Raw genomic sequence first — 26310 nt, forward strand, 5'->3', positions numbered from 1 at the left:
TTGCATAAATGGTCTCTTTTCCGGGACAGGGTATCCGCCTTTTGGAGTTTCCCTCTTTTTACATAATCCACCTAACACGACCGTTTCGTTTCGCTTATGCTACACGCCTTATAATCACACTAAGGCTTCTCCTGCTTTGCCGGCAGTAGAGTGGCCTCGTATTCGCTTCCCGCCGATTAGGTATCTGGGCTTCTTACAGCCCTGCGCTTACGGAACATGCCTGCATGTCATGCAAACAAAAAGCCCCACACCAAATACCGGTGCGGGGCGCTTTGAATGAGCATAAACTATTACGTAATCAGTCAGGAGCAAAAGTGGGGCGTAAAGCACCTTACGCCCCGCATGCTAATGCTCGTAGTAAAACATCTTACAATCGCTATTCCACGATGACCATCCGCTTCGTCGCGCTGTGCGTACCGGTGCTGACCGTGTACTGCACTACGCCTGTCGCCGCCAGCTCAGAAGACTTAACCGTGATGTGGTTGTAGCCCTTAGAGCCATCCTGGCGGTACAGTTTCAGTACCTTGCCGGTTACGTCGCTGATGGTGATCGTCACCTGTGCTGCCTCTGGCAGGTTGAAGCCGATCACAGTCTCGCCCTTGAATGGGTTCGGCTGGTTCTGGTACAGCTCGAACCTGTCCGCCGAAGCTGTAGCGGAGGCGGAGCCAAACTCGATCGCTACGTCCTGGAAGCTGCCGTCTTTGCCGTAAGCTTCTGCCTTCGTAACTGCTGAGCTTACGCCCAGTACTTCGCTCAGCATCACGTCGCTGTTGGCGCGCAATACCAGTGTGAACAGCTCAATGCCCGTTGGCGCCTTCGCTGAAGCTCCGGACGCCCAGTGCCAGCTTGTCGTGATCATGCCTTCGCCCAGGTAAGACAGGCCGAAGTTGTCTTCAGTAGCTACACCGCTTACGATGTCTACCAGCTCTACGCCGTTGCTCAGCGTCAGCGTCGCCTGGTAGCCCTCGATGCGTGCCAGCTCAGCAGCTGTGAAGCTTACGCGGTACTCGTTGCCCGCCTTCAGCTCCTGCTCGTCTGTCTGCAGCGCGAAAGCGCCTTCGTAGCTGCGCTCGTCAACTACTGCAAAGCTGTTCGCTGTTGCATCTCCGTTCACATCACCAATCTTCACCGCTACGAAGTCCGCATCTGTGATGCTGGTCGCAGGCAGGTCGTTGATGTTGATCACTTCCGGGAACTGCTCTGCCCATGGGTTAGATGGGTCTGGGAAGACGTAAGCCGTCTCCACAAAGCGCCAGCTGGTGTTGTTAGCGAACTCTGTATCGATAGACAGGATCAGCTTGCGCAGCTGGATCAGGTCCAGAGTTGTGATAGAGCCAGAGTTGTTAACGTCCGCTGCGATACGCTGGTATGGCGTGCTCAGCGGGCCAACGCCCAGGATGTGCTTGCTGATCAGTACCAGGTCGAACGTAGACACACCGTTGAGGTAGTCGCCGTCGCGCTGTGGCGTGATCGTGTAGTCAAGGCCTGATGTCAGGTTCGTGAATACGTAAGCGCCGTCGTTCTGAGTCGTCATCGCTGTAGAAGCCTGGCCGGAAAGGCTGACCTGTACATCTTCTACCGGCTCGTTGTCCTCGGTATTGACTGCACCGGCTGCCATTGGTGCTGCTGCACCGCATACGCCCATGTTGTCCTGTACCAGGATGTACGTCTCGCAGAAGTCGCTGTTGCCAGCTGCGTCGTACGCCCAGATCTCGATCACCAGCGTGCCTTCGTCGTCGCAAGTCAGCACAAGGCCGGTCTGGTCAGGGTTGTTAGGCTCGCCTACGCGGTTGATAGAGTACTTGATTGGCTCAGAGCAGTCGCCCGCCTGAGTGGAGAAGTCGACAAAGTCGCTCGCCCAGATCTCAGCCATGCCTGCGCCCGGGTCCGGCAGGTTGTCGCCGTCCTCGTCTACTGGCATCAGCTCGATCGCAATGCCGTTCAGGCAGAATGGCGCTGGCGCCTTGCAGTCGATGATGTCGAATGGCAGGATCGCAAGGTCTGAGTTGCCACAGCCGTCCAGTACGTGCACTTCGAACGCGTGGCTGCCGATTGGCAGGCCGTTCACTGTGATCGTGTAGTCTGGGTAAGAACCAGATACCACGCCTGTCAGCTCCACAAGGTCACCGCTCAGGAATGGGTCAAGGAACACCTTGATCGTCAGGTCGTCTGGCGTACAGTCCTCATCGATGCTGAACGGATAAGTCACGTTCGCATCACAGTTCACGTTGTCCAGTGAGCAGAATGCGCCTGCCTGCGTGAAGCTGATCTCAGGAGCGGTGTCGTCGTATACCTTGATGATCTGAGTGTACTGGTAGTAGCCAGTCTCGTCATACTCGAAGCTGTAGTAGTCATTCGATACGCCACAGAAGTTGATGCCTGGTACGTTGTTGTCAGGTGTCTCGTCTGTGTCCTGGTCGAAGTAGATCTTGCCGTTCGGGCGTGCAAGCAGCCAGAAGCCGTTGCCGTTGTTCGCAATACGGTCGCCATCGCCTGGCGTTCCGTTGCAGTCCTCGTCGCGGCCTACGATGTAAGGGTCGCTCTCGCCGTCGTACTGGCACCAGTTGATCACCTTCCACGTACGGAAGATCTTGTAGCACTCGTCGCCGGATGCAGAGAACTGCTCGTCGCTGCTTGTCACTGCAAGCAGGCCGCAGCCAAGCTCGTTGTACTCAACGGTGTCTGGTGTTGGCGTGCCGCAGTTCGCCTCAGCATCTTCAGGGAAGTAGATCTCGTAGTTGTGCACCTCATTGATCGTGATCACCTGCACACAGCTGTTCGTGCTGCTCAGGCCGTTCACGTCAGTGACGCGGAAGATACGAGTGATAGAGCCGTAGCCGCACTCCAGGTCAGCGTTCGCTGCTACCTGCTGTACGTCTGCTACGCCGCAGTTGTCTGCGCCAGTCGCCATGCCGAACAGGTCTTCCAGCTGATCTGCGTCAGATGCGTCGAAGCCGTATGGCAGGCCGTCGCAATCCACAACTACGTTGTCTGGCGCATCACAGAATGGGTTGATCTTGTCCTCTGGCGTAACGCTCAGCCAGCAGGAGTTCTGGTTGCCGTACTGGTCCGTCACCACCAGTGTGATATCAGATGTAACGCCTACGTCACAGCAGAAGAAGTCGACGAAATCGCCGGTTACGCTGTTCTGCGTGCCGCAAGTGTAAGTGACCGGGTTGAAGTTGTTGCGGAAGATCGCGATAGATACATCGCCGCAGTTGTCCCAGGAGCCTTCGTCAACGTCAGATGCGAACACCCGTGCTAGCGCTGGCTGGCCAGGCACGATGTTGCCGCCGCCGATGCTTACGTTCAGCTGGTCGTCGCATACTGCCACTGGCTCGATCTCGTCGATTACGGAGAATGGGCAGTACAGCTCTGTCTCATTGCCGCAGTCGTCTTCTGCCACATAGCGGAAGAAGTGGCCGCCGAATGGGATAGAGGATACAAAACGGTTCGCGCCAGGCTGGATTGTGCGCACCACTACGGTGTCAATCACGAACTGGCCAGTTGGCAGGCCGTACTGGTTGATGACTTCTTCCTCTGTTGTCGTCACGATCTCAGTGTATACCGTTACGTTAGAGCAGTTGTCGCTCACGCTTGGCATAGGCACTTCGAAAGATGCACCGCAAGAGAATGGGCTTGTAGAGTAAGCGATTGGCGTGCCCGCTGGGCAAGACACCTCTGGCGCTGTGTAGTCGCCTACTTTGATCAGCTGGTTAGCGATCAATGAGCTGCCTGGGTCGCACCAGTCAAAGATAGTCCACTCACGGCGGAACTTGAAGCGGCCTTCGCACTCGTCTACTGTTGGCAGGTCTTCGTAAGAAGCGCCGATGTTGCAGTAATTCGGAGCGATGTCAAAGATGCCGAACGCTGTGAAGATGAACGGATAGCCAGTCAGCTCTGGAGCCGGGTTGCCGTTCGCCAGCGTTGGGAAGTCTTCGTCGCACTCTACCACTGCTGTGAAGCTTGGGAAGTTCACGTCGTCAAGCGTTGGCTTGCGGATCGTGATCTGCTGCTGGCACTCGTCTGTCAGGCCCTGGTCGTCAGTAGCCGTGAAGGAGCGCGTGATTACTACGTCGCCGCAGTCGCCGGAAGCTGTGAAGCTGTCCGTCGCTGTGATGCCTACGTTGTTGTCGCAGTTGTCCGTCGCACTTGGCGCGCCTACCCACTGGTAAGTGCCGCTGATGAATGCAGTCTCCTGTGCTACAGAACCTGCGTCGCCGCCGTAGATCTGGCCGAAGTCGTCACAGAACAGCGGGATAGACAGCTGCTCAGTAGTCGATGGCAGGGCAGAGAACGTCGTGTCATACTGGATCGTCCAGTCTGGCAGCATCGTTTCTGTAAAGTTCCATGCGCCTACAAGGCCGTTGCCGTCGCTGAAGATCGTGTGCTCGTAGGAGCCAGTCACGTCTGAGCCAAAGCTGGAAACCAGCACGAAGTAAGTCTCGTACGCACGCAGTGGCAGCGTTACGCGAACCTGTGGGTCGAACAAGCCGCCGATTGGGCCTGCGTTGCCAAGGATGTTGTCGTCCGCTGCGTAAAGGATATTCTCACATGGGCTGTCCGCATCAAAGCTGCCCTGGTACAGTGCAGTGAAGCCATCGCCCCAGGAAGTGTTCAGGTAGATCGTGTAGATATCATCTGCGCTCACCTGGAACTCGATGATGTCATAGTACTGTCCGCCTGCAACTGGGCCCGCTCCGTCAAGGAAGCAAGAGTAGTCCGCAAGCTCAAGCTGTGCGTCAGTGGTCTCCAGGGCACCCTGGATCTTCTGTACAGACTCAGAAATCGTCGCTACGTCTGTGTCGTCCGGGCACTCAACAACTGGTGCTGTCTTGTCTTCGCCGGTAACAAAGCCCCAGCATGGCTCGAAGCCTGCTACTGGTTGTGTTGACGGCTCAAAAGTGAAGTTAGAAACTGTTGCTTCTGCCCCAAGAGGGAAGAAGCCATCAACCTGCAGGATGAAGACAAGTACGTCACCCGCATTCAGGTCGAAAGATTCTGAACCTTCTGCTGTACCATCTGGGCCAACAGTACCAACAGTACCATCGCTAGCTAAGATAGTCTCAGTAATATTACCGTTTGCATCAATTACGTAACCAAACAGCTCAAACAGTGCACCCCCTGGGAACTCATTTGTGAAGAACGTCCAGTCGAAGGATACAGTCCCTGACTCTGGCATGGCGATAGCTGCATTAGCTACACTGGTAGTAACGGGGTCGCCAGGAGAACCAAGCTCAAGTACATCACCGTTGAAGCCAACAGTCATCGCAGGATCGTTAACAATCAGGTCCCAATTACCTGGCGCAAAATCACCAGTGAAGCCAATCGTTGGCTGAGCCTGGTCAGCAAGTGCAATCTCATAGATGAACTGGCCGTGACCGTCCAGGATATTGCCGTTCGCAGGGTTGTCGTCGTTTACGATGGTAACCGTAAAGTCAGACTCCTCGAAGCAGCCAAAGTTGCCTTCCAGTACCATGTCCGCAGTGATTACGCGTGAGCAGTTGTCGTCAAGCGTAACGTTAATATCGTCGTTGCAAGCCAGGTTCTCCTGTGGTGCAGGCGCCTGAGTTACGTTGATAGAGAAGGACTCCGTGCGGCTGTTGCCAGCTGCATCAGTCGCTGTAATTGTAATTGTGTGCACGCCAGGGCCGCCCATGAATACATAGCCGCCTGGAGTTGTTGTCACTGTACCTGTACCTGAAGAAACAGTTACAGTTGGGTCAAGGTCGCCATCGCAGTTGTCGATCGCTGTAATCTGGAAAATCTGGGAAGCAACAGCGGCTTCAATACATGGGTCCAGTGCGATGTTGATGTTCTGCGATGGGTACACGATGATTGGGGCCGAATTGTCTTCGTCCGCATTCACCGTGACCGTAGCCGTAGCCTCGGTGGTATTGCCGCCGCCATCCGTGTACGTGCCCACGATGGTGTACACGCCCGGGCTCAGGCTCAGGCTCCACGCGAAGTAGCCGTTTGCAGGGTCCGACAGCCCTGCGTCGAATGGGGGCGCTGGCGCTCCGTTCACCGTGAAGCTCGCGCTGCTGAAGTCTTGGTCGCAGTCGTCTTCCAGCTGTACCGCAAAGCTTACCGCCGCTTCGCCTTCGCAATTCGGCACCTGGTAGGCCAGGTTGCCGGGCATTGTCATTACCGCCGGCGTATCAGCATCTTGCACCACTTCTACAGCATGCTCAATGCTCACGCCTTCGTAGCTGGTAACGATCAGGTAACTGCCCGAGCTCAGGCTGCCCGTGGCTTCGAAGTACGCATAGCCCTCGTCCACCTGGATGTAGGTGAGCTCCAATGGCGCACCGCTGATGCTGATCAGCCCGTCCAGCACATCGCCCGGCTGAAGCTCACAGTCGTAGATATGGCCCGAGAAGACGATGAAGCCGTCCTCCGCACAGTCTTCGATCACGAACTGCCCGTTGCCGGACACGTCAACGATCGGCGCAGGGCTCTGCGCCTGCGTGAGGGTGATGTCAAAGCTATACTGGCTCGTATTGCCATAGCCGTCTGTAGCCTCGTAGGCCACCGTATACATGCCCGGTGCAAGGGCGCTGCCGCTTTCGGGGCCGCTGACCTGCTCCAGTATTACATCCAGGCCGCAGTCGTCTATTGCTGATACCTGCCAGTTCACAGGGGCGCTGTCTTCGCAGCCCGGGATCTGCACCTGCATGTCGCCGGGGCCGTAGATCTCCGGGGCGCGGCTGTCCACTACCGTAATTTCGTAGGACAGCTCCGTGCTGTTGCCCGCCTCATCTGTGGCGGCCAGCACCACGGTGTTCGTGCCTATGCCCGCATGGACGCTCACCGCATAGCCGGAGCTCGTCTGCACGGCTGCCGCCCACGGGCTCACGCCTGCTACATCGCTCTCTATGCTCACGCTCAGCCCGATGGAACCCACAGCGCTGCAGTTGTCCGTGGTGATCGCCAGCCACTCCAGCTGTACGCCGCACTCCCCTTCTGGGGGCGTATAAGTGAACGACGCGCCAGAGCCCAGCCCTACGCCGCCCTGCGCTGAAACCTCCAGCGACGGGCCTTCCAGGTCCTGATTGGACAGCACCACAAAATCTTCCACCTCCAGCGGGAAGCACCCTACGCCGTAGCCGCAGCTCAGCGTATCCAATAGCTCTACCCGGAGGCTGTAGCTGCCTTCGCCAAGGCCGCTCACGCTGAAGCTATTCGCCAGCGTCGTGTCCCCTGCGACCAATATATCACTGCCAGCCTGCTCCAGGTACACCGCGTAGCGGCCCGCACAGCCTGATTCTTCCAGCTCAAACAATACGCTGCCGTCTGTGCCGCCGGGGCACGCAGGGCCCGCAGCGCTTATGACCGATGCCATTGGCACAGGGTTGCAGTCTGCGTACAGTGGCCCGGTGATGGACACCACATTGCTCGTGCTGATGTTCTCCGTGATCGCAAGGCGGTACTCCTCGCCGTTCTGCAGCGTGCCGTGGGCGATCGTCACGCTCGTTTCTGTCATGTTCACGTAGTCCAGCACCGGGTTGCCCGCGCTGTCTTCTATGTCTACCGTGTACGTCACGCCAGGCTCCCCGCTGATCGGCGACCACTCCAAAGTGATCGAGCCGTCGCAGTTGCAGCTGTACGTGTACGGCACTTCGTAGCCGCCGTCCACTGTGTAGTTCTTCTCCCCTACGCCCAGCGTCACGCACTCCGTGGAACCGCTCGCCGTAATATCGGAGTCCAGCTCCGCTGCGCCGGCCTGATAGCCCGCATACGACCACAGGTTCGGCAGGCTGCCGGCCCATTCGGCACGCCCTTCGTAGTCCAGCACGTAGCCGCCCGCCGGGAGCCCGGTGAACAAAAAGCGCCCTTCGATGTCCGACACCACTGTGTCCACGCCGTTGCCCGAGCAGTCCAGCAGCCGCACTTCCGTGTAGCCTAAGCCCGGCTCGCCGGGGCTCTGCAGACCGTCACGGTCGAAGTCCTTCCATGCACGGTCGCCGATCTCGGCACATACCAGCGGCAGGTTGTTGTTCAGCACCAGGTCGCCCGGTGAAAGCACAAACTCCATGTAGAACGGGTTCGCACCGCAGGACGCGTCTTCCATGAAGCCGCTCATCGCTTCTTCCGAGCTGCCCACAATCGTGATGCCCGGCTCGGGGTCCAGCTGGCCGCTGTCGGTGCAGTCCGTGCTGATATCATACCCAGCCGGGGCATTCAGTGTCATCGTGTAGACCCCGCTTGCGTCCACAAACCACTGATAGAAGCCCGTAGAGCCGTCCGCGACCATCGTCACATTGCCCGGGCCCGTTACCTCAATGGTTCCACCGCTGATGATCTCGCCCGTATTCTCACAGTAGATGAAGCCCTGTGGGTCCAGCATCTCGCCACCAATGTCCGGGTCGATCACGTCCGGGATAAAGTCACCGTCCGCATCAAGGAAAACGCCCGCGTTGAGGTCATAGACACTCGCTGCTCCCGCCTCCAAAGTGAAGCACAGCTCCCCTTCCAGAGAGTAGTCGGAGTCTTGCTCGTCCAGTGCATCGCCTTCCACATCAGGAATAGTCAGCACATAGTCTTCCGCACTGTCCAGCCCCTCGAAGCTAACCTCCATGCAGTACTCGCCGCCCAGCACCAGCTCAAAGAGGTAATAGCCGTCAGCGTCCGCGGTCTGCACCTCGTCAACAGGATTTCCATTGAGGTCGGTACCGTAAAGGCGTACCTGTACGCCGGGCAAAGTATTTTCATTGTCCGGAAGATTAGCATAAGCTTCGCCTAATGCCGCAAGCACAGGGGCTGCGTCAGTATTCCCATCCTGGCTGAAGAAACCGTTGCGGTCGTTATCCAGCCAAACATATCCCCCAATGTCCGAACCACAGAATTCTCCTGCAATTTCGTTGCTGCTCCAGGCTTCTGCCGCAGCAAAGCCTTCCATCCCTGCCGTAAGCGGGACACCATTTTCATCCACACCACCTGGAATGCGCCCTTCACTATCCAGATCTGCCGGAGTCAAGTCATCGCTAGCCTCCACGGCATCAAAGCAGCCGTCGCCATCACTATCCAAATCGCGGAAGTTGAGGATGCTGTCCCCATCTATATCGGCCGCAATCATAGCAAGGAAAGCAGTATTCTCATTGCCCTGACCAGTACCTTGTTCTGTTGCATCCAGCAGCCCGTCGTTGTCGCTGTCCAGATCAAAACAATCCGGGGCAAGGTCACCGTCCGTGTCTATAGTCTCATCTCCTTCCACTTCATTGCTCAGCCCGTCGCCATCGCAATCTTCGTTGGCCCATGCTTCGCCTTTCGGCAGCGTGACCGAACTATACACGTAATCACAGATTTCCAGCGGGCTGCTGCTATCAGCTACTTCGGAACCATCTGTGACACCATCCCCATCGGTATCCGCTTCTAACGGATTGGTACTGTATGTATCTGCCTCCTCGGCATTCGTCAGCCCGTCGCCGTCACAGTCGCTCATATTCCAATCTGTTGCCGGCGCAACGCTTTGGCTGCCCAGCACAAAAGAACAGGCATCCGTCGGGGAGGTCATATCAGATACTTCCGTGCCGTCAATGACGCCGTCGCCGTCCGTATCAGCAGCAAAACTATCTGTGCCCAGCTCATCCTCTTCCGCATTCGTCAGCCCGTCGCCGTCACAGTCCGCATCAGGCCCGGAAACGGTGACCGTTACCTCACAGCTGTTGCTGTTGCCACTGCCATCCGTTGCCGTCAGGGATACGGATACCTCACCGATATCCGAGCAGCTAAAGGAGGTCTGCGACAGTTGCAGCATCGGTGAGCCACAGTTGTCTGTGGTTCCTGTATCAACGTCCGAAACGTCAATCGAAGCCGCGCCCATTTCATCTAGCGATACGGGTACATCAGTACAAGCCATTACCGGAGATATCGTATCCAGTACTGTTACTGTAAGCATGCAACTATCAATATTATCGCTCCCATCTGTAGCGATCAATACAATAGAAACACCACTAGCTGACTGTGGGCTTCGGAAGCCTTCGCCGCTATCGAGTATAGCCTCGGTATTCAAAGACAAATCATCACAGGTAAATGTACTATCCGATAATGACAGGCTGACCAAACCACAGGCGTCCGTTGAGCCACCATCTGCCTGTGCAGTGCTGATCGTTCCTTCGCCAGCGTTATCCAGATATACCGTCAGATCCGTACAGGACGCTACCGGAGCGATCGTATCCAGTACTGTTATCATCGACATACAACTACCAGAACCGGAAGCGGCAGTAGCACCCTCTGTGACAATTAAGGTTACTTCCTTCTGCCCCAAATCACCGCAGGTAAATGTACTATCCGATAACGACAGGCTGACCGAACCACAGTTGTCCGCTGAGCCGCCATCTGCCTGTGCAGCGCTGATCGTTCCTTCGCCAGCGTTATCCAGATACACCGTCAGATCCGCACAGGACGCTACCGGAGCGATCGTATCCAGTACTGTTATCATCGACATACAGCTATCAGAACCAGAGGAAGCAGTAGCACCCTCTGTGACAATTAAGGTTACTTCCTGCTGCCCCAAATCACCGCAGGTAAATGTACTATCCGATAACGACAGGCTGACCGAACCACAGTTGTCCGTTGAGCCACCATCTGCCTGTGCAGCGCTGATGTTTCCTTCGCCAGCATTATCCAGATACACTGTCAGATCCGTACAAGACGCTACCGGAGCGATCGTATCCAGTACTGTTACTGTAAGCATGCAACTATCAATATTATCGCTCCCATCTGTAGCGATCAATACAACAGAAACACCGCTAGCTGACTCTGGGCTTCGGAAGCCTGCGCCACTACCGAGTATAGCCTCGGTATTCAAAGACAAATCATCACAGGTAAATGTACTATCCGATAACGACAGGCTGACCGAACCACAGTTGTCCGTTGAGCCACCATCTGCCTGTGCAGTGCTGATCGTTCCTTCGCCAGCGTTATCCAGATATACCGTCAGATCCGTACAGGACGCTACCGGAGCGATCGTGTCTAATACCGTCACTATAGCTGAGCAAGTGTCAGTATTGTTAGCGCTATCTGTTGTCGTCAAGACCACAGTATTCTCACCCTGTTCATCACAACTGAAGGCGGTTTGGGACAGTGATAGCGTCAAGGTATCGCAACTAATCATACTGCCAGCCCCAATATCGCCTGACATGATATTGGCCTCGCCCGATGCATCCAGATAAGCAGTAATATCCATACAAACTGCAGTAGGCAGTAAGGTATCCAACCCTGGAATCGGATTAACTTCTGGTACCGCTCCAATTGCATCGTAAGTCAGAGCAGACAGGTAGGGGTAGGATATGGTACCTGCACTGTCAACGATGCGCCAAATTTCATCATTGCCGTTATTGGTTTCTCCTTCGAAATCCCAGCCAGCAGCTGTAAAGAGGTCTGCTGTTTTCATCTCACAGGTTGTTTTTCCCTCGTCAGCAGCGCTACCAGATTGACCAGACAACTCCGCATCCCAAAAACTATTAGAAACCATTCCTGAATTTATATCGAAGAGCCCGGCAACCGAGTTCGTTTCAATTGCAACGTAGGTGTTTCCGACCAGCCCATCGTTTTGGTAAACCAACCCAGACCCTTGAGTAATACTCCCGGTTACATATGCATTATTGATCTGCCCGCTGAGGCTAAACACAGCCAAACCAGCCCCAAAAGAAAAGTTAACGTGTGCAGCTGATTCCTCTATCTTGCCTGTTAGTAACAAGCTAATGCCTGAAGGCAAAAAAGGTGGCGAGGGAGTGGCTAGCGTTGACGTTACAGTCGCAAAGCATCTACTGACTTCTCCAGCGTTGAGCAACGATATACCAACAGGCGAGCCCTGATCACTACTTTGAATATGAGCCCGGCTGTCTGTAACTAATGTATTTATACCGAGACAGCCTGCAATTCCAGCACCCAATAGCTCGTTTTGTATATGTGTAGTAAGGAAAGAGAGCTGCGTATTCGTTGCTCGTGATTCCAAAACAGCACCAACAACACCTCCCCCCATACGTATGGTACCTGAAGCTGAGATACTATCAATCTGGCTATTGTGGACAAAACCGGCTAGTATACCGTTAGGGAACAACGGCAGGTTATCCCCCGCAAACATAATACTACTTCCCACTATGGCACTATCCAACTTTAGGTTGTGCACCGCAGCACCGCCAAGAGATTGCAGGCTATCCAAAAAGCTAGGATCAATTATAACTGAAGGGATAAAATCTTCTTCATCCGCCTTCATCAGGTTCGCCCCTTCGAAGGCCCCCAATGCAAAGAAAAGCCCGTTGCCATAAGAAAGGCCATTATCGATTTGCAGATCGTTGATGCTGTATCCTTGTCCATCAAAATGCCCGGTGAACCCAGTAACGGTACCGGTGCCATTTAAAACATCCCCGTCCATGGTACCGATTGGAAGCCATCCGGAACCAGCTACGTATTCCTGATAACCGCTGCTGTTTTTATCCAGGTCATTAATCAGTATAAAATGTGCATCCATCCTGAATCGGACGTTGTGCAGGTGCTCCCAGTCCTTAATCTGATAAGGCGATGCTGCAGTGCCCAAGCCAGCGAAAAAGAGGGGGGATGACTCGTAAGCCCCTAAATCCACTGTGCCTTCCTGAAGGCGGGCATTGCCTGCCAGGTCTTTTTCCAAATTGGTGGCGTAACCATTATCGCCTAAATTGACCAGTGGCGAGATTTTGCTTAGCGCAAAGTTTCCTTCTGCAGTAGGCGTATCGTCTACTGCATCAAATGTAAAGTCTTCAAATGCTGCATCCTCGAAGTCGTCAGCAGTAAAAAGCGTATTTACAGAAAGGTCTCCGCTTACCGACATACGATCTTCTCCATGTTCAAAATAGCAATTGAAGATATCGATATCACCAGCTGCATCGATAATACCATCGCTGCCATCATTGGCATCATTGCCAAAACTAATGCAATTGTAGAGGGTCGCTTTAGAACTAGATCCGGTCTCGATCACACAACCGTCATCATCTGCGTAGTTCCCTGCAAATGTAGTGTTGTATACCCAAAACTGAGTGTCATCCGGTCCCATCAATGCCGCACCATCATCATAAACCGTATTGCCCGAAAACAGACAGCTTTCCAAAAATACAATGATATCGCCATTATCACCATCTACATCGAAATAGAAAGTGCCATCTTCTCCTTCATTGCCTTGTACCAAACATTCTGCAAACAAAACAACCGGAGGTACAGGGCAATCCGAATTCATATAAACTGCGGCACCCTCGTCTTCAGTATCCGTGAGCAGGTTGTTGTTAAGCTTTGTACGAACAATCCTAATGGAGTCTCCCAAGGTCCCCTCATCCAAATCAAAATAACATGCACCCCCACTGCCGTCAATTTCGTTATTGGAAATGTCGCAATCATATACCGAAATAGCTTCCTTAGAGGCGATCCCTCCTCCGTCATCGCCAGCAGTGTTATGGTGTATTTTCACATCCCGGAGCACACAATTGGTGCCACTAAAGACTACAACAGCATTGTCATTATAGATACCGCTGCCGTCTACCGCCTGATTTTGAGATATATCACAGCTACTGATTCTGATTATACCACCGTTATAAACTGCACCGCCATCTTCAGCTTCGTTCTGAAAGATATTGCAGCCACTGATCCAAATTGAACCATTGCTGTAAACCGCACCACCATTGAGTACTGCAGTATTACCGTACAGCATGAGGTCTTGCAGGACAACTCCGGAAGTCGAATCCGTGGCAAAATTCGAATTAAAAACTCCCGCACCATTGCCGTAGAAGAAGTTATCCGAACGATCTGCATAACCGCCGGTAATGTGAAGCCCTTTTAGAAGGGTAAAGTCGCTGACAGGCCCAAATGTTACGACGTTGTATACATTATCTGTGTTGGTTGCAGGGTCACCAATATTTCCAGAGAGGATGGTCGGGTAAGCCGCAGTATCCTGAGCGGTCAAAGCAGATGCGCCCGAAGGGAGGGATCCGTAAATGGAAACGCCAGATGCAACCCGGAAGGAAGCTTCCCGGTCGGTACCGGAAGTTGGCAGGTATTCTCCGGCCGCAACCCATACCTGATCGCCTGAACTCGCCCTGGCCAGCGCATCCTGAAGGCTATTATATGCATTGACCCAGGAAGTACCATTGTTCAGCCCGGTTGCATTGAGGTCCACATAAAACACTTCCTCTATATTGGGATTGACGGTCTTAATACCGGTTGTTTCTGAAGTGCCATCATCAAAAACGTACGAGAACGAAAGAGGAGCCGTAACCCCATTGGCATTATGATAGGTGATGTGCTGAACAATATCATTCAGCATCCTTTGTGAGACAATTACCCGGGAACTCCCTTCAAAGTTTAGGGTCATTTGATGACCTGTATTGTCATATTGGCCAATGTAATACTCCTGTGTAAAGATAGAATCGTTGCGCAGGCTAAACAGAATGCTTTCTTCCAATTGAAAATAATCATCAGTATTGACGCCGCCTTGCCGCTCAATCTGCAGGGTACTCCCATTGTAAAATCCCTGTCCGGCATTCAAAACCTGAAGGTCGGGATCTGAAATAAGCACCCTACTGTCTAAAAAAATGGTGTCGGCGTAGTACTCCCCTAAAAGCTCAAGGTTGGTAAAAGTCGTGGGCGTATTGCCCATCATCGCCTCATAAGCAGGCTCTACAAAGAAAAGATAATCCGTATAGGCACCGTCCAAGCCTACACCAGATAGTAAAGCCGTCCCTGTTCCTTTACCGGTGTACAACGTTGTGCCAATACCCGCGTAACCCGTTGTGTTCCGGACCGGATAACCAGCTACACTATTATCGTCAAAAAAGAAGTACCAGCGCTGCTCAGGCAATACCCCCTGTGGGTTGATGGTTAATATCGCATCATCACTACTCGGATGGGTACCGACACCTCGGTCATCGCCACAACCAAACACGGTATCTACAACACCAAAAACCGTCTTTATACCGTCAGCCCCTGTGCGACTGTAGGTAGCCAAAAGCTCTTCTGCTATATTGGCAAAGGTATAATATCCATGTACGTCATCGTATGTTTCTCCAGCTATTTCCACACCTACTTGCACAGTAGCTTCGCCCGCTGCCATACCCCCAATAGAAAAAGCGTAATCACTTTCGTCCAAATCGTTGCTGACCACGTGTAGTTCAGCCACTCGATCCATATCTACAGGAGTAAGGTCTTCCGGACCGGACAAGGCTGAAACAGGAGCAAAAGTAACCATAAACGAAATGCTTTCTCCCCCTCCGATCGCCACTGGGAAGGTTATGCCGCTGATACTAAAATCGGTGCTATTATCACCGTCGAAGTAGATATTCGAAACATTAATAATCCCCGAATTATCCGTATTAGAAATCTGATATTCAATACTGGGATGGAGATTGGCATCGTTACCGATAAAACCCACACCGTAATCGGTACCAGCACCTGCGCTGATCGTGGTTGAACCGGAAGCAATTACATTGCTATCGTAGGATAATTCAATTTCCCCGGGTGCGGGAGTCTGTGCCCTGCCCTGGAAAACCCAAAACAGCGCCAAAACAAACGTTAGTAAACCTACTCGTTTCATGAGATTGTGCATATTATGATTTGTTAATGTACTATTACCCAAGCCCCGGTAACAACCTGTTTAAGCGACTACCGGGCTGAAACGACTGTTGATACCGGCAAAACACATCAACGAAATCATCTCTGCTGTAAAGGCTCGTACCAAAAAAAGTATTCTTATACTTTGTACTTCTGGCACTGTAAAATTAGCTCATTACCCATATTGCCCGCTTCCCAAATCTTTGAATCCTGCTCCCAAATCTTTGAAAATCTGCTCCCAAATCTTTGAAAACCTACTCCCAAATCTTTGAAATGGTTCTAAAATCAAGGGCTCAAGGGCATTAAGACAATCAAAGAGTTCCTCGTGTTTACTCTTCCTCAAGACTGGCATTGTATAAATATTGGCTGGGCGTCAATCCGGTTTGCTGCTTGAACAAACGGTAAAAAGTGGACTTACTGTTGAACCCACAGTTCTCAATAAGCTGATCGAGGACTACCTCTCCCCTGCTTTCAATCATCAGTTTCTGCGCTTCCTCAATACGAAATTGGTTGATGAAGGTATTGAAGTTCTTATACGCATATTGATTGATGGCCTGTGAAATGTAAGTTTCATTGGTATTGAGCTGTTTCGCTAGCTCGCTTAACGTCAGAGTTGGGTTTTTGTACAATTTCAAGCCATCGACCAATGCATTGATGTCAAGAAAGAGCTGTTCCAGCCGGTCAACGCTTTCTATACTGGCTTCTTCCGCTGTGAGATGAGCCTTTTCCGCGTCCTTATCTGTACCGGCAACCTGCTCTAGCGGTGCTATATCCGGAACCTCATGCGGGTACGCTGAATGCGTTTGCCTAAGGGCATTTTTATTTTTTTTGTAAAGCGACCGTACTAGCCGTCGATTTTTAAAATACAGCAGGCTCAATACCAGTAATCCGGTCAAAGCAACAGCCAAGCTTACCCCTATTAGGATCAGGAACCGTTGATTCTGCTGCAGCTCATAGGCCTGCTGTTTGATTTGGCTCATGTGTCGCTCATGCTCATAGAGCGACTTTAATTCTGTGAACCTTGCAGCAGCTGTACTCGATGCGAATTCTTCCTTATACCGGACGTAGTGCTCAAGCTGAGCCTTGAACTGATCGTAATCGCCCAAAACAGCAAAGAGGTCGAGCAGCTCAATCATAGCTCGCTCGATGAGATCATTTGCTTTTGCCTGCTGAAATAATTGTAATGCATTTTTCTTTAAATCAACCGCTTGGCCATACTTCCCATTTTGTACAGCATGATCTGCCTGATTGATCAGGATACTCCCTAAAAAGAGGATATTTCCAACCTGCCTCGCCTGATCTATCGCTATCTCGTAGTAGGATTCTGCCTTTGTGTTTTGGCCTACTACAGAGTAATATACGCCGAGGTTATTGTTCATTTGTGCAACCCCAAGCCTGTAGCCTTTTGCTGAAAACAACTCCAGCGCACGTTCTGTATAGGCTTTAAAAAACTCCCAGTCCTCCGCCTTCTTAGTCGTCACAGCCAAATTTTGGCAGCACAATGCCATATTCAGGGTATCCCCAAGTACTTCAAAGAACCTTAGTGCCTTGTTCAATATCTTCTCACCCTGCAACAACTCCCCGTTTTTGACCTCTAACAGCCCTATATTAATCCAACTTTGCCCTATGCTTAGCGAATCGTTGAGCTCCTCCGCAGCTTTTAATGACGCGTTGTAAGCCTCAATAGATTTACCCGGGTAACCTTGGTAATCATAGTTGATACCAAGGTTGTTCCAACAGGCGCCAGCGAACTCAATATCTTGAGCTGCATAATCGGTTTCCAGGGCTTTTAGATAACTATCGATCGATAAGTATAGCTCCCCCCTGTAATAATGGTACAGACCATATAAATAGTAACTCTTAGCGAGCAGAGAGTCTTTTCCATTTTGTACCGCTGTTTCATAGAAAGCGTCAATCAGTGGCTCTGCCTTATCCATCTCTTCCGGGAGCAGTGCCTTTATTGTTTCATACGATAATTCCTGCTCTTTCGTTTCTTCGGCACTGACTGGAATTACCACTCCTAAAAAAAGAATAATAACCACGGAAAAGAGCTCATAGCTTTTGGCCAGATTGATCATAAAAATATTTGTGCATATTATTTAATTGCAAAACAGGTTCAGGACCGAAGGCTGACTTACTATATGACGACCCTCTTAAAAACCTAAACTTATTTCACCACTAGCTTCGCTTGTGCAGCGCTGAGCGACACAAACAGAGCTCCAAAAGAATTGATACCGCCATTTAAGAACGGCTTGCAAAATTTTGAATCCAGTACAAACATATTCAAAAAGGTGCAATTCTCTATTGCACAACTTATTGATTGTGCTCTACCCGATGGTTATGAGTGAGGTTTGAAAAAAGCGAGTAAAAATAAGATTTCGTGGTTCACCATAACTACAAAACATATTTTCTCTCATGAATTTACATCCACTTGTAGACTTGCGTAAAAATAAGACTGTTCCTCTTCCTTCAATAAACCCATTTCTTTTCCTAATAGCATGCTGACTTTCCGTGCTGACCAGGCCCTTATCTTTAGTGGTGGCGGGAGCTTTGCCCTATCGGTATCTCTGGGGTAGCCCTTTATCAGGCGGTATATACTTTGAAAAGATCCGGTGAAGCCTTGTTCTTTGATTTCCCTCCATAATTGATTGCCATTGCTCTCACCCTGGTTCTATCTTTCACTAATGTAATCTTCGTAACCTGTTATTTCAGTGTTCTGTCCTCGCAAGGCAGCTTCCGGATATTCTTCGTATTTCAAATACCGCTTGATGGTTTGCCGGTGCAAGCCCGTCTGCCGATGAATCGATTTAATGGAAGCCCCCTACTCCTGCAAGCTTTTCACTTTCTTGAAATTCAGCTCGAACTTGGGCTCAGTAGTAACCTTAATCGGATTTAATCCTTTGGCTTCGTATACAGGAGTGCTTCGTCTTTGGCTTTTCCCCTCAGCTTCGCTTCAGCAATATCTTCCGCAGACAGACGGAGTTCCTGGTTGTGCTTGTCCAGCATTCTCTTGAAGGCATCCCCAAGGTTCTGCAATAAATGCCAACGGTCTGCAACCTGTATTGCACCTGGGACTCGAGCCCTAGCCCCCTGGAAGCCAGCCTTGACCCTGCATTGCCCTCAAGGGCTAACCCAATGGCATTGAGATGCTTGTTCAATCTGCCTGTCCGCCTGGCATAAGGCTCCAGCTCTTTACCTAACCGCTCAGCAAATATCTTACGGTGGCACGCTGGATTGGAACAATAGATTTTTCTTATCCTTACCAGGCCTCTTACTGGCTCCCCAGTCCAAGGCAAATCCAATAGCTTCCTGGTATAGGTGCTATATATACGGGTGCTTTTTGTTCCACATTCCGGGCAAATCCAGTGCTGTAACTTTGATTGTAGGTGCAATACAAAGCAATCCGCTTTCTTCACCAGCCCGCATAATCCCGGAATATTGGAGTCAGGGAGTTGCAAATCGGCTAACATATACTAAATATACCTAGTGATTTTGGAGCTGGACCTCCTGCCCTTCCGGGACGCTGAGACCGCCCACTACCCTACCGGAAGCCGCCCGGTATTCTTCGGGCACTACTGGCTGAAGGGTACGCCCCCGCTTTTCCAGAGCCTGCCCCAGGGGTTCCACATTATCTTTTTGGGAAAACAGACTGGTAAACCAGCCGATCTGCTGACCGTAGGTCCGGCTCTCCCAGATGATTTGCAGGAGAAACGTGCGAGAGCTCACTAAATCAAGCCAACCAATGGGACTGGAAGATGCTATTTTAAAAGAAGTGCGCGAACAGGGCATCGAACGCCGTGTGCTTTTGCCTTAAAGCAAAAAAGGCCATAGATATGAATTGGTTGGATTAGGAAATTGGAGAAATCGAAACTTATGGGGAACCACGGTAGAGAACATTAAAGAACTATTGCCTAACATCTTTTCATTCTCTGCCTGCAAACCTAAACATACCCATGACCATGAAAACAAACTATACTAATACACCATAGAATATTTGATTATTCAGTGAGACTAACGGTTCCTTAGCTAAACAAGATGAAAATCAACATTACCATTCTTCAAAAAACTATGCACTATTAAAAATTGACATATTTAACTAAATTGGAACCGATAGACTCACAAGGGCTAATTCGTTCATTAGCCCTACCGAAGCTTACTAATGCAAAGAAAAGAATCAGAACATATTGACCCACTTACAAATGCCCTTCTTTGCTCCTCGATAAAACAAAAATAGAAGAATCAAAGGGTCACATAATGTGTATACTTACTTTTTGTGACAATGAAACATAATTATTTGCGCTGCCTTATCCTTTATTACAGGCCTAAAATTTTACAAAACAACTCACAAACAAAATATCATACCGACCCCTCCAGACAAACACCCTCTTGCCGACCTTCTCTTCTCTTTACAAATGAAAATTAATTTAATGTATGTGACACTGATTATCGCATATATTGCGCTCTAAAAGGACAATTTTCAACAACCAGTGCTCTGTCAGGATTGAAGTATTGGGTTGCCTGTGGCGACTTTCCGAGCACGCTTTGCGTTGGAGCCCGCCCCTAAGCAGCACTGCTATCTCACGATGCTGCGGGACGGGATAAGGTATCTTACCACCATAGTTTGTGATCCGATCCAACAGGCCTGTTATTTCACCGATATTTCATCCACAAAAAGCCAGGCATCCCCTTCCCGAATATGCCAGTCCGGAAGCACAGCGCGGTTGGTTGCTGAGATCTTTATAAAGGCAACCCATTGTTCTTCAAAGGCGGTTTCTATCCTCTTAATTACCGGATCTCTTTCTTTGGACGTGGCCACTGACGTCTCTAATACCGGAGTAAAGTTTTGACCGTCCTCCGAGATAGAGATGTCTACCCGGGTGGGCAGCATAACGGAAGTGGCGCTGATGTGCTGAAAAAAGTTCAGCCCCACATAGGAGAGCTTCTTCGGGCCTCCTAAATCGATTTTTACATCAAAATCCTTTTTTGGAAACCCCTGCCAGTTGGGATCATCGCCCCGGGCTATTGCAAATCTATTGTTGACCAGGGCTTTGTCCCCTCCACCACTGTAGGTTTCGTGATATGGGTTCGTGTAGATTACTTCGCACTGCTCTCCAAATCCGGTGGAAAACAGTTTTTGCAGCGGGAAACCAATTGGAATGCCCTTTCTGAAGCATTGTGCCTTCACTTCAATTGGGCTCGTGTAGGTGATGGGGCTGGTATACCGTTTGGAATCCATTGTGGGTTCTGAACCATCAAGGGTATACCTGATTTCGTATAAGCCCAACTCGTTTTTCAGGCTCAGACTGAAGGTGGCGCTGCCTTTGTCGTAAGCCACTTCATAATCAGGAGAGAGAGCGCTGCAGGCAAAATGGTACCCCAAATCTGAGAGCCGGTCAAAATGAACATCCATTTTCTCAATAAAACCTGATTGGCTTTTCTGTGCGGGAGGGGTCCAAAGAACTTCGGAAAGGGCGCACAGCCTCGGCAGCATCATGTACTGAGCGTGCCGTAATGTCCTGACCTGCTCCGTCCATAGGTTCGCCTGACCGCCGAGAATATGGTGCTCTTTCCCCGGTTCGATTTCATCCGGAACAGGGTCGAAATTATAAACGCTGAGCAGGTTGTTGTAGCCGCCCCAGGAAGGTGGCTCAAATTCGCTTTTACCCTGGCTATGGTCGAAGTATAGAGGAGACCCCGGCGACAATACGACATCATGCCCGGCATTGGCCGCTTCCACGCCTCCTTTTACGCCTCTCCAGGACATGACCGTTGCTCTTTCCGGCAGGCCACCTTCCAGAATTTCGTCCCAGCCAATCAGTTTTTTGCCTTTGGAATGAATAAAGGCTTCCATTCTCTTCACAAAGTAGCTTTGCAGCTCCTCTCCACTCTGCAAATTTTCCACCTGCATCCTGCGCCTGCATTTTGGGCACTGCAGCCAGCCCTCTTTTCCTACTTCATCCCCTCCAATATGCAGATACTCCCCAGGGAATAACTCCACTACCTCGCTTATGATGTTTTGCAGGAACTCGAAGGTCTTTTCATTGCCCGCGCAATAAACGCCAGGTGCCCCCTGCCCATCGCAAGCCAGCTCGGGATAGCATTGTAAGGCCGCTTCCGAGTGCCCGGGCATCTCAATCTCCGGGATGATATCTATATACCGGTCCGCAGCATAGGCTACGATTTCCTGAATGTCTGCTTTTGTGTAATAACCGCCATAGACCTCCCCTTCTGCATGCTGGTCCGCCGTTTCAAAGTCTTCCCAGGGTTGCTTTCCGGCTTTCACTTTCCGCCAGGCCCCTCTTCTTGTAAGCTCCGGATAGCGCTCTGTTTCGATCCGCCAGCCGATCCCGTCCACCAAGTGCCAATGGAACTTATTCATCTTGTGCATGGCCAGAATATCGATCACTTTTTTCACGGAGTCCTTTGGAAAAAAATGCCGGGACACATCCAACATCATCCCTCTCCACAAGAAGGCTGGCTTGTCCTGAATGCGCACAAAGCGAAGTACCGGGGCTTTAACTACAGCCTGCGGGCTCATCAATTGCTTCAGGGTTTGAATACCATAGAAGAGCCCCTGTTCCGTACTGCTTTCAATCAGTATACCTGATTCGGAAACAGTCAGTTGATAAGCACCCGGCACCTCTGTCCCGGATTTTACCAGGTGAATGGCATTTGCCTGATCTTCTGTAGCTGTTTTCAAATCTAACCGGAAGCGGTCTTTGAGAAAAGCCTGCAGTTCTTCCGCCAGCTTCTGCCCGTTACCGGTAGCGGGTACTACCAATACCGTATTTGTATTGACTTCGAATACCCCCTGCTGGTATTCAATTTCAGCCGGTTGGGGAATAATGCCGGGCGTAGGTGGGCCAGCCTGCTGACAGCCCATCAGGACAACAATCAGGAAGCACAATAATAGTGTATTTTTCATGCGAAGTCGTTTCATTTCAGGGCTACTGAGGAAGCCCCCCGTTTGCTTTATCAACAGTGGCCATGGACAGCCACAGGGGCTGAAAATACCTAAATTCGGGCATATAGGATTCCGGGATAAACCTGCTGCAATAGCGGGGCAGTGGCTTTTAACTGCCTGGGGTATCCTGCCGAAAGAATTGACCCCATGTAGCCTTACCTGGACTACCTGGAGTTTGCTTCACAATCAGAAGTATTTGACAAATGGCCCTGTCTCGGTGAGATAGGGAGTGTAAGGTTTGAAATTAATCCAGAGGAGGGAAAATCCATTCTTAAATATAGTGCCATGTTAGCATCTCTAATGATAGCCAAGTCCAAAAAGGGATTAATAAGCACTGGTTGAGGGGCAAACTTCAAATGTTTAACCGGTCATGCCCTTCGATCTCACGAATCCAATATGAGCGCATCTTAGCGGGGAGGCAACAGCATAAGCCTTCTTTAGGCATTTTATCACTCCAACTGGATATTCGGCTTTACTGGTTTGAGGTTGAGGAGCTGAACCTGTGGCTTTACCTTGATGGAAAAAGTCACAGGTACGAATTGGCTTGACTAAAAATCAGAGTAATTGACAGCCTGGGGGGCTGATAGAAAATGTAAAAGAGCTATTTCCAAATATCTTTTCCTTCTCTACCTATAAGCCTAAACATACCCATGACCATGAAAACAGAATTACCTATAATCCATAACAAATTATTGTAAAGAGTGAGCCTAACGGTTCCTTAGCAATACAACATAAACAAGTAACATAACTCATTCTCCAAAAACTATGCACAATTAATTGGCTGGGCTGTATTGCTGAGAGCGGAACCGAAAGACTCTCCTTAGGCTAATGCGTTTATTAGACCATACCGAGGCATACCAATGAAGAGAAAAGGATTCAGAGCAGATTGACCTGCTTACAAATGCTCTTCTATGATTCTCAGTAGCCTAAAATTAAAAGAGCATCGAAGAAGTATAATACAAATACTTACTTTTTGTGACAATAAAAAACAATTTCACACCTCGAAGAAGCCTTGCTATTTTCACAAAATACACAAGGGAGCTAAACATAATTTCCCCAAGCAAATTGCATGTTATCCCACCGTCTTTTCATTGATTTTACAAATGTGAAATATTTAAATATCAGTGACATTAACAGATGGCTGTATTCTGATTGTCTACCAATCAAAATACCTTAGATATTCTAAATTTCCTCCCAGTGCTCTGTCAAGTGTAAAAAATAGGGTAAGTCCATTAGGGATGCTATGTTAGCATCTCTATTAAGGCCTTATCAATGTAACATCTCCTTTTAGCAGCTGAAGACGGTCGTCACTTAGGCGGCACTGTACAAAGTAGAGATATACTCCTGTATGCATCCGCTCATCTCTGAATGTACCATCCCAACCGTGGAGGGAGCTGTTTGGCGGGAAGTCCTGTTGTTGATAAAGCTGATTGCCCCAACGGTCGAACACCTGAAAATCTTCTACATTTATGACATCTTCACCTCCATATACGATGAGGCGGTCGTTAACGCCATCATCATTGGGGCTAAATGCATTAGGGACAAACACCTTGCCATCGATCGGCTCAACTGTGATTGTGATGAGATCTGTACCGCTACAGCCATTATCGGAAAAAGCAGTCAGCACATAGGTAGTTGTCTCAGCTGGAATAGCAAAGGTGCTAGGGCTGTTTGGCGCGCTTAGGCCAGCAGATGGTGACCAGATAACGCTATCTATCGTAGATGTTGCTTCAGGGTCAAGCAGAACACTATCACCCGCCTGTATGCTAAGGTCTGCACCTAGGTTTACAATTAATGCTTCCCCTTCCTCTAAAGTAAGTCCACTGCTCATCTGACAACCGTTACTGTCTGTGATAATAGCGGTATAACTGCCAGCATTTTGCCCACTGAGGATATACGGGAATGTATTGCCCATGTTGTATGTCGACCCGTTGAAATCCATGCTATAGGGAGGTGTCCCTCCAAAAACCGAATCAATGATGACTTCTCCACTACTGTCACCAAGACAAACCGGATGAATAGCGGTTACACCAAACTGTAATTCAGAAGGCGCTGAAATCATAACTTCTCCTGCAGCGGTGCAGTTCTCGGCATCTGTCACCACCACCTGATAGCTCCCGCTCTGTAACCCTGAAAGGGTTTCCTGCCCATCAAACGTATCCACGTTCCAGTCGATAGCGTAAGGAGCAACCCCTCCGGTAATTTCAAGATTAATGATGCCGTCATTGCTATTGAAACAGCTGGGGGCTGTAGCTATAAGCAGTACCTCAAGCGCACAGCTGGGCCCGGAAATCTCAGTGCTGCAATCTGCAGTACAGCCATTGGCGTCTGTAAGTTGAAAGATGTAATTCCCTTCTGATAAATCATCCAAGGTATAGTTCCCGGTGTCGATTGCCAATACACCGCTGACCGGCCCAGAATAGCTGAGCTCATAGGGCGGTGTCCCTCCATCTATTGTTAAGCTGGCTATACCATCAGTACCTCCTACCGTGGAGACCGGTGCTAACTCCGAACAGCTAAGGGTCAGGGGTGCGGGTTCTGTGAGCGCAATAGCCGCCTCCGCGGAACAGCCCAAGGTATCAGTTACCACCACGCTGTAGTTGCCTGGCGGGAGGCTTTCCAGTGTGCTCATTCCATCATAATCATCAATGTTCCAGTCGATAGTAAAGGGTGCAGCCCCATCAAAGATCAGTAATGACAACTCGCCATCAGCTGCACTATTGCATGATATTCCGGTGCTGTCAAAGCTGATGCTCAGGCTGCATGGAATTTCACCCAGGCAATCGCAGCTCTCCTGTATCGCATCTCCTTCTGACAACGGGTTCCCATCATCACAGGGCGCACCAACTTCATCTATTCCTGCACAAAAGTTAGCATGTGCGCCTTGCCAGGGCATCATCGGGTTATTGATGGACGAAAAAACATCCAAGCCGCATATGAAAGCAGGAAAAAAACAGGATAGATTATTATTGTTGCAATAGAATACATCCAGCTCCGGAAGGTAAGCTAAATCAGGTATCGGCCCTGTTAGCTCATTGCCAGCCACAGTCAATTCCCGAAGTACGGGTGTATTTGAAAACGCGGGTATCATACCGGATAGGCTGTTGTCAGCACAGTGGAAAATTTCCAGCAATGGAAGGTTTGTGAAATCCGGGATGTTTCCAGTCAGGGAATTATTCATACACCGAAACCGGTAGACCTGAGGAGTAGCCGAAAAGTCAGGAATTTCTCCTTCCAACTGATTCTGGCCTATTTCCAGCCACTCCAGGTTTGGCAGGTCGGTAAAATCAGGTATTGTCCCCACCAGCATATTCCCCATCAGGATTAACTCTCGCAAATTGGGCAGACTCGTAAAATCCGGGATGGTACCAGACAGCTCATTATTAGCACAGTGAAGTATTTCGAGCAGAGGCATATTGCTAAAGTCCGGAAGGCTACCCGTCAATTGATTATCCATAGCTCTAAATCGCTGCAGGGCTGGGAGGCTTGAGAAGTCAGGAATTTCTCCTTCCAACTGATTGAAACCTAACTCCAACTGGCTTAGGAAGGGTAAATTTAAATCAGGTATTGTCCCTGCCAGGGCATTATTATCAAGGATGAGGCTAATCACTCTGCCGTTGTTATCGCAACCGATGCCGTACCAGGTACAGGGGTCACAATTTTCGCCAATTTGACCTTCTGCCCAGCCCGTATTGTCATCCCACGCTGCACCATTCGTTTGATTATAAAGAACCATGAGAGCATCATAATCCGGGTGTGGGCAATTT

6 protein-coding genes and 1 pseudogene are annotated in these 26310 nt (G+C 50.4%); all 7 read right to left on the reverse strand.

Annotated features, from left to right (window positions below; genetic code table 11):
• Window positions 1-376: 376 nt before the first annotated feature.
• The 7 genes and pseudogenes from ACO08I_RS04460 to ACO08I_RS04490 all read right to left on the reverse strand — a co-directional run bounded on the left by ACO08I_RS04460 (window position 377) and on the right by ACO08I_RS04490 (window position 26279).
• Window positions 377-15562, reverse strand: coding sequence for an SdrD B-like domain-containing protein (locus ACO08I_RS04460; RefSeq protein WP_421948620.1), 15186 nt, complete (start codon window positions 15560-15562; stop codon window positions 377-379).
• A 346-nt stretch (window positions 15563-15908) separates the two neighbouring features.
• Window positions 15909-17657 carry a helix-turn-helix domain-containing protein gene (locus ACO08I_RS04465; RefSeq protein ID WP_421948621.1) on the reverse strand — a complete coding sequence of 583 codons (1749 nt, stop codon included), beginning with the start codon at window positions 17655-17657 and terminating at the stop codon, window positions 15909-15911.
• Window positions 17658-18471: 814 nt separating this feature from the next.
• Window positions 18472-18615 (reverse strand): hypothetical protein, encoded by a 144-nt coding sequence (locus ACO08I_RS04470; protein ID WP_282777252.1) that lies wholly within the window; start codon window positions 18613-18615, stop codon window positions 18472-18474.
• 209 nt (window positions 18616-18824) lie between these two features.
• Window positions 18825-19049 (reverse strand): annotated as a pseudogene (locus ACO08I_RS04475) (transposase family protein); the annotation flags it as partial.
• 13 nt (window positions 19050-19062) lie between these two features.
• A complete protein-coding gene (locus ACO08I_RS04480) occupies window positions 19063-19305 on the reverse strand; it encodes an RlmF-related methyltransferase (RefSeq protein WP_421948622.1) in 243 nt (80 codons plus the stop codon).
• Between the two features lie 919 nt (window positions 19306-20224).
• Window positions 20225-22504: a family 20 glycosylhydrolase gene (locus tag ACO08I_RS04485; RefSeq protein WP_421948623.1), complete on the reverse strand. Its 2280-nt coding sequence runs from the start codon at window positions 22502-22504 to the stop codon at window positions 20225-20227.
• A 1297-nt stretch (window positions 22505-23801) separates the two neighbouring features.
• Window positions 23802-26279, reverse strand: a complete 2478-nt coding sequence (locus ACO08I_RS04490; RefSeq protein ID WP_421948624.1) for a gliding motility-associated C-terminal domain-containing protein — start codon at window positions 26277-26279, stop codon at window positions 23802-23804.
• Between the last annotated feature and the right edge of the window lie 31 nt (window positions 26280-26310).

The organism is Phaeodactylibacter xiamenensis (assembly GCF_965229835.1).
Taxonomy (GTDB): domain Bacteria; phylum Bacteroidota; class Bacteroidia; order Chitinophagales; family Saprospiraceae; genus Phaeodactylibacter; species Phaeodactylibacter xiamenensis.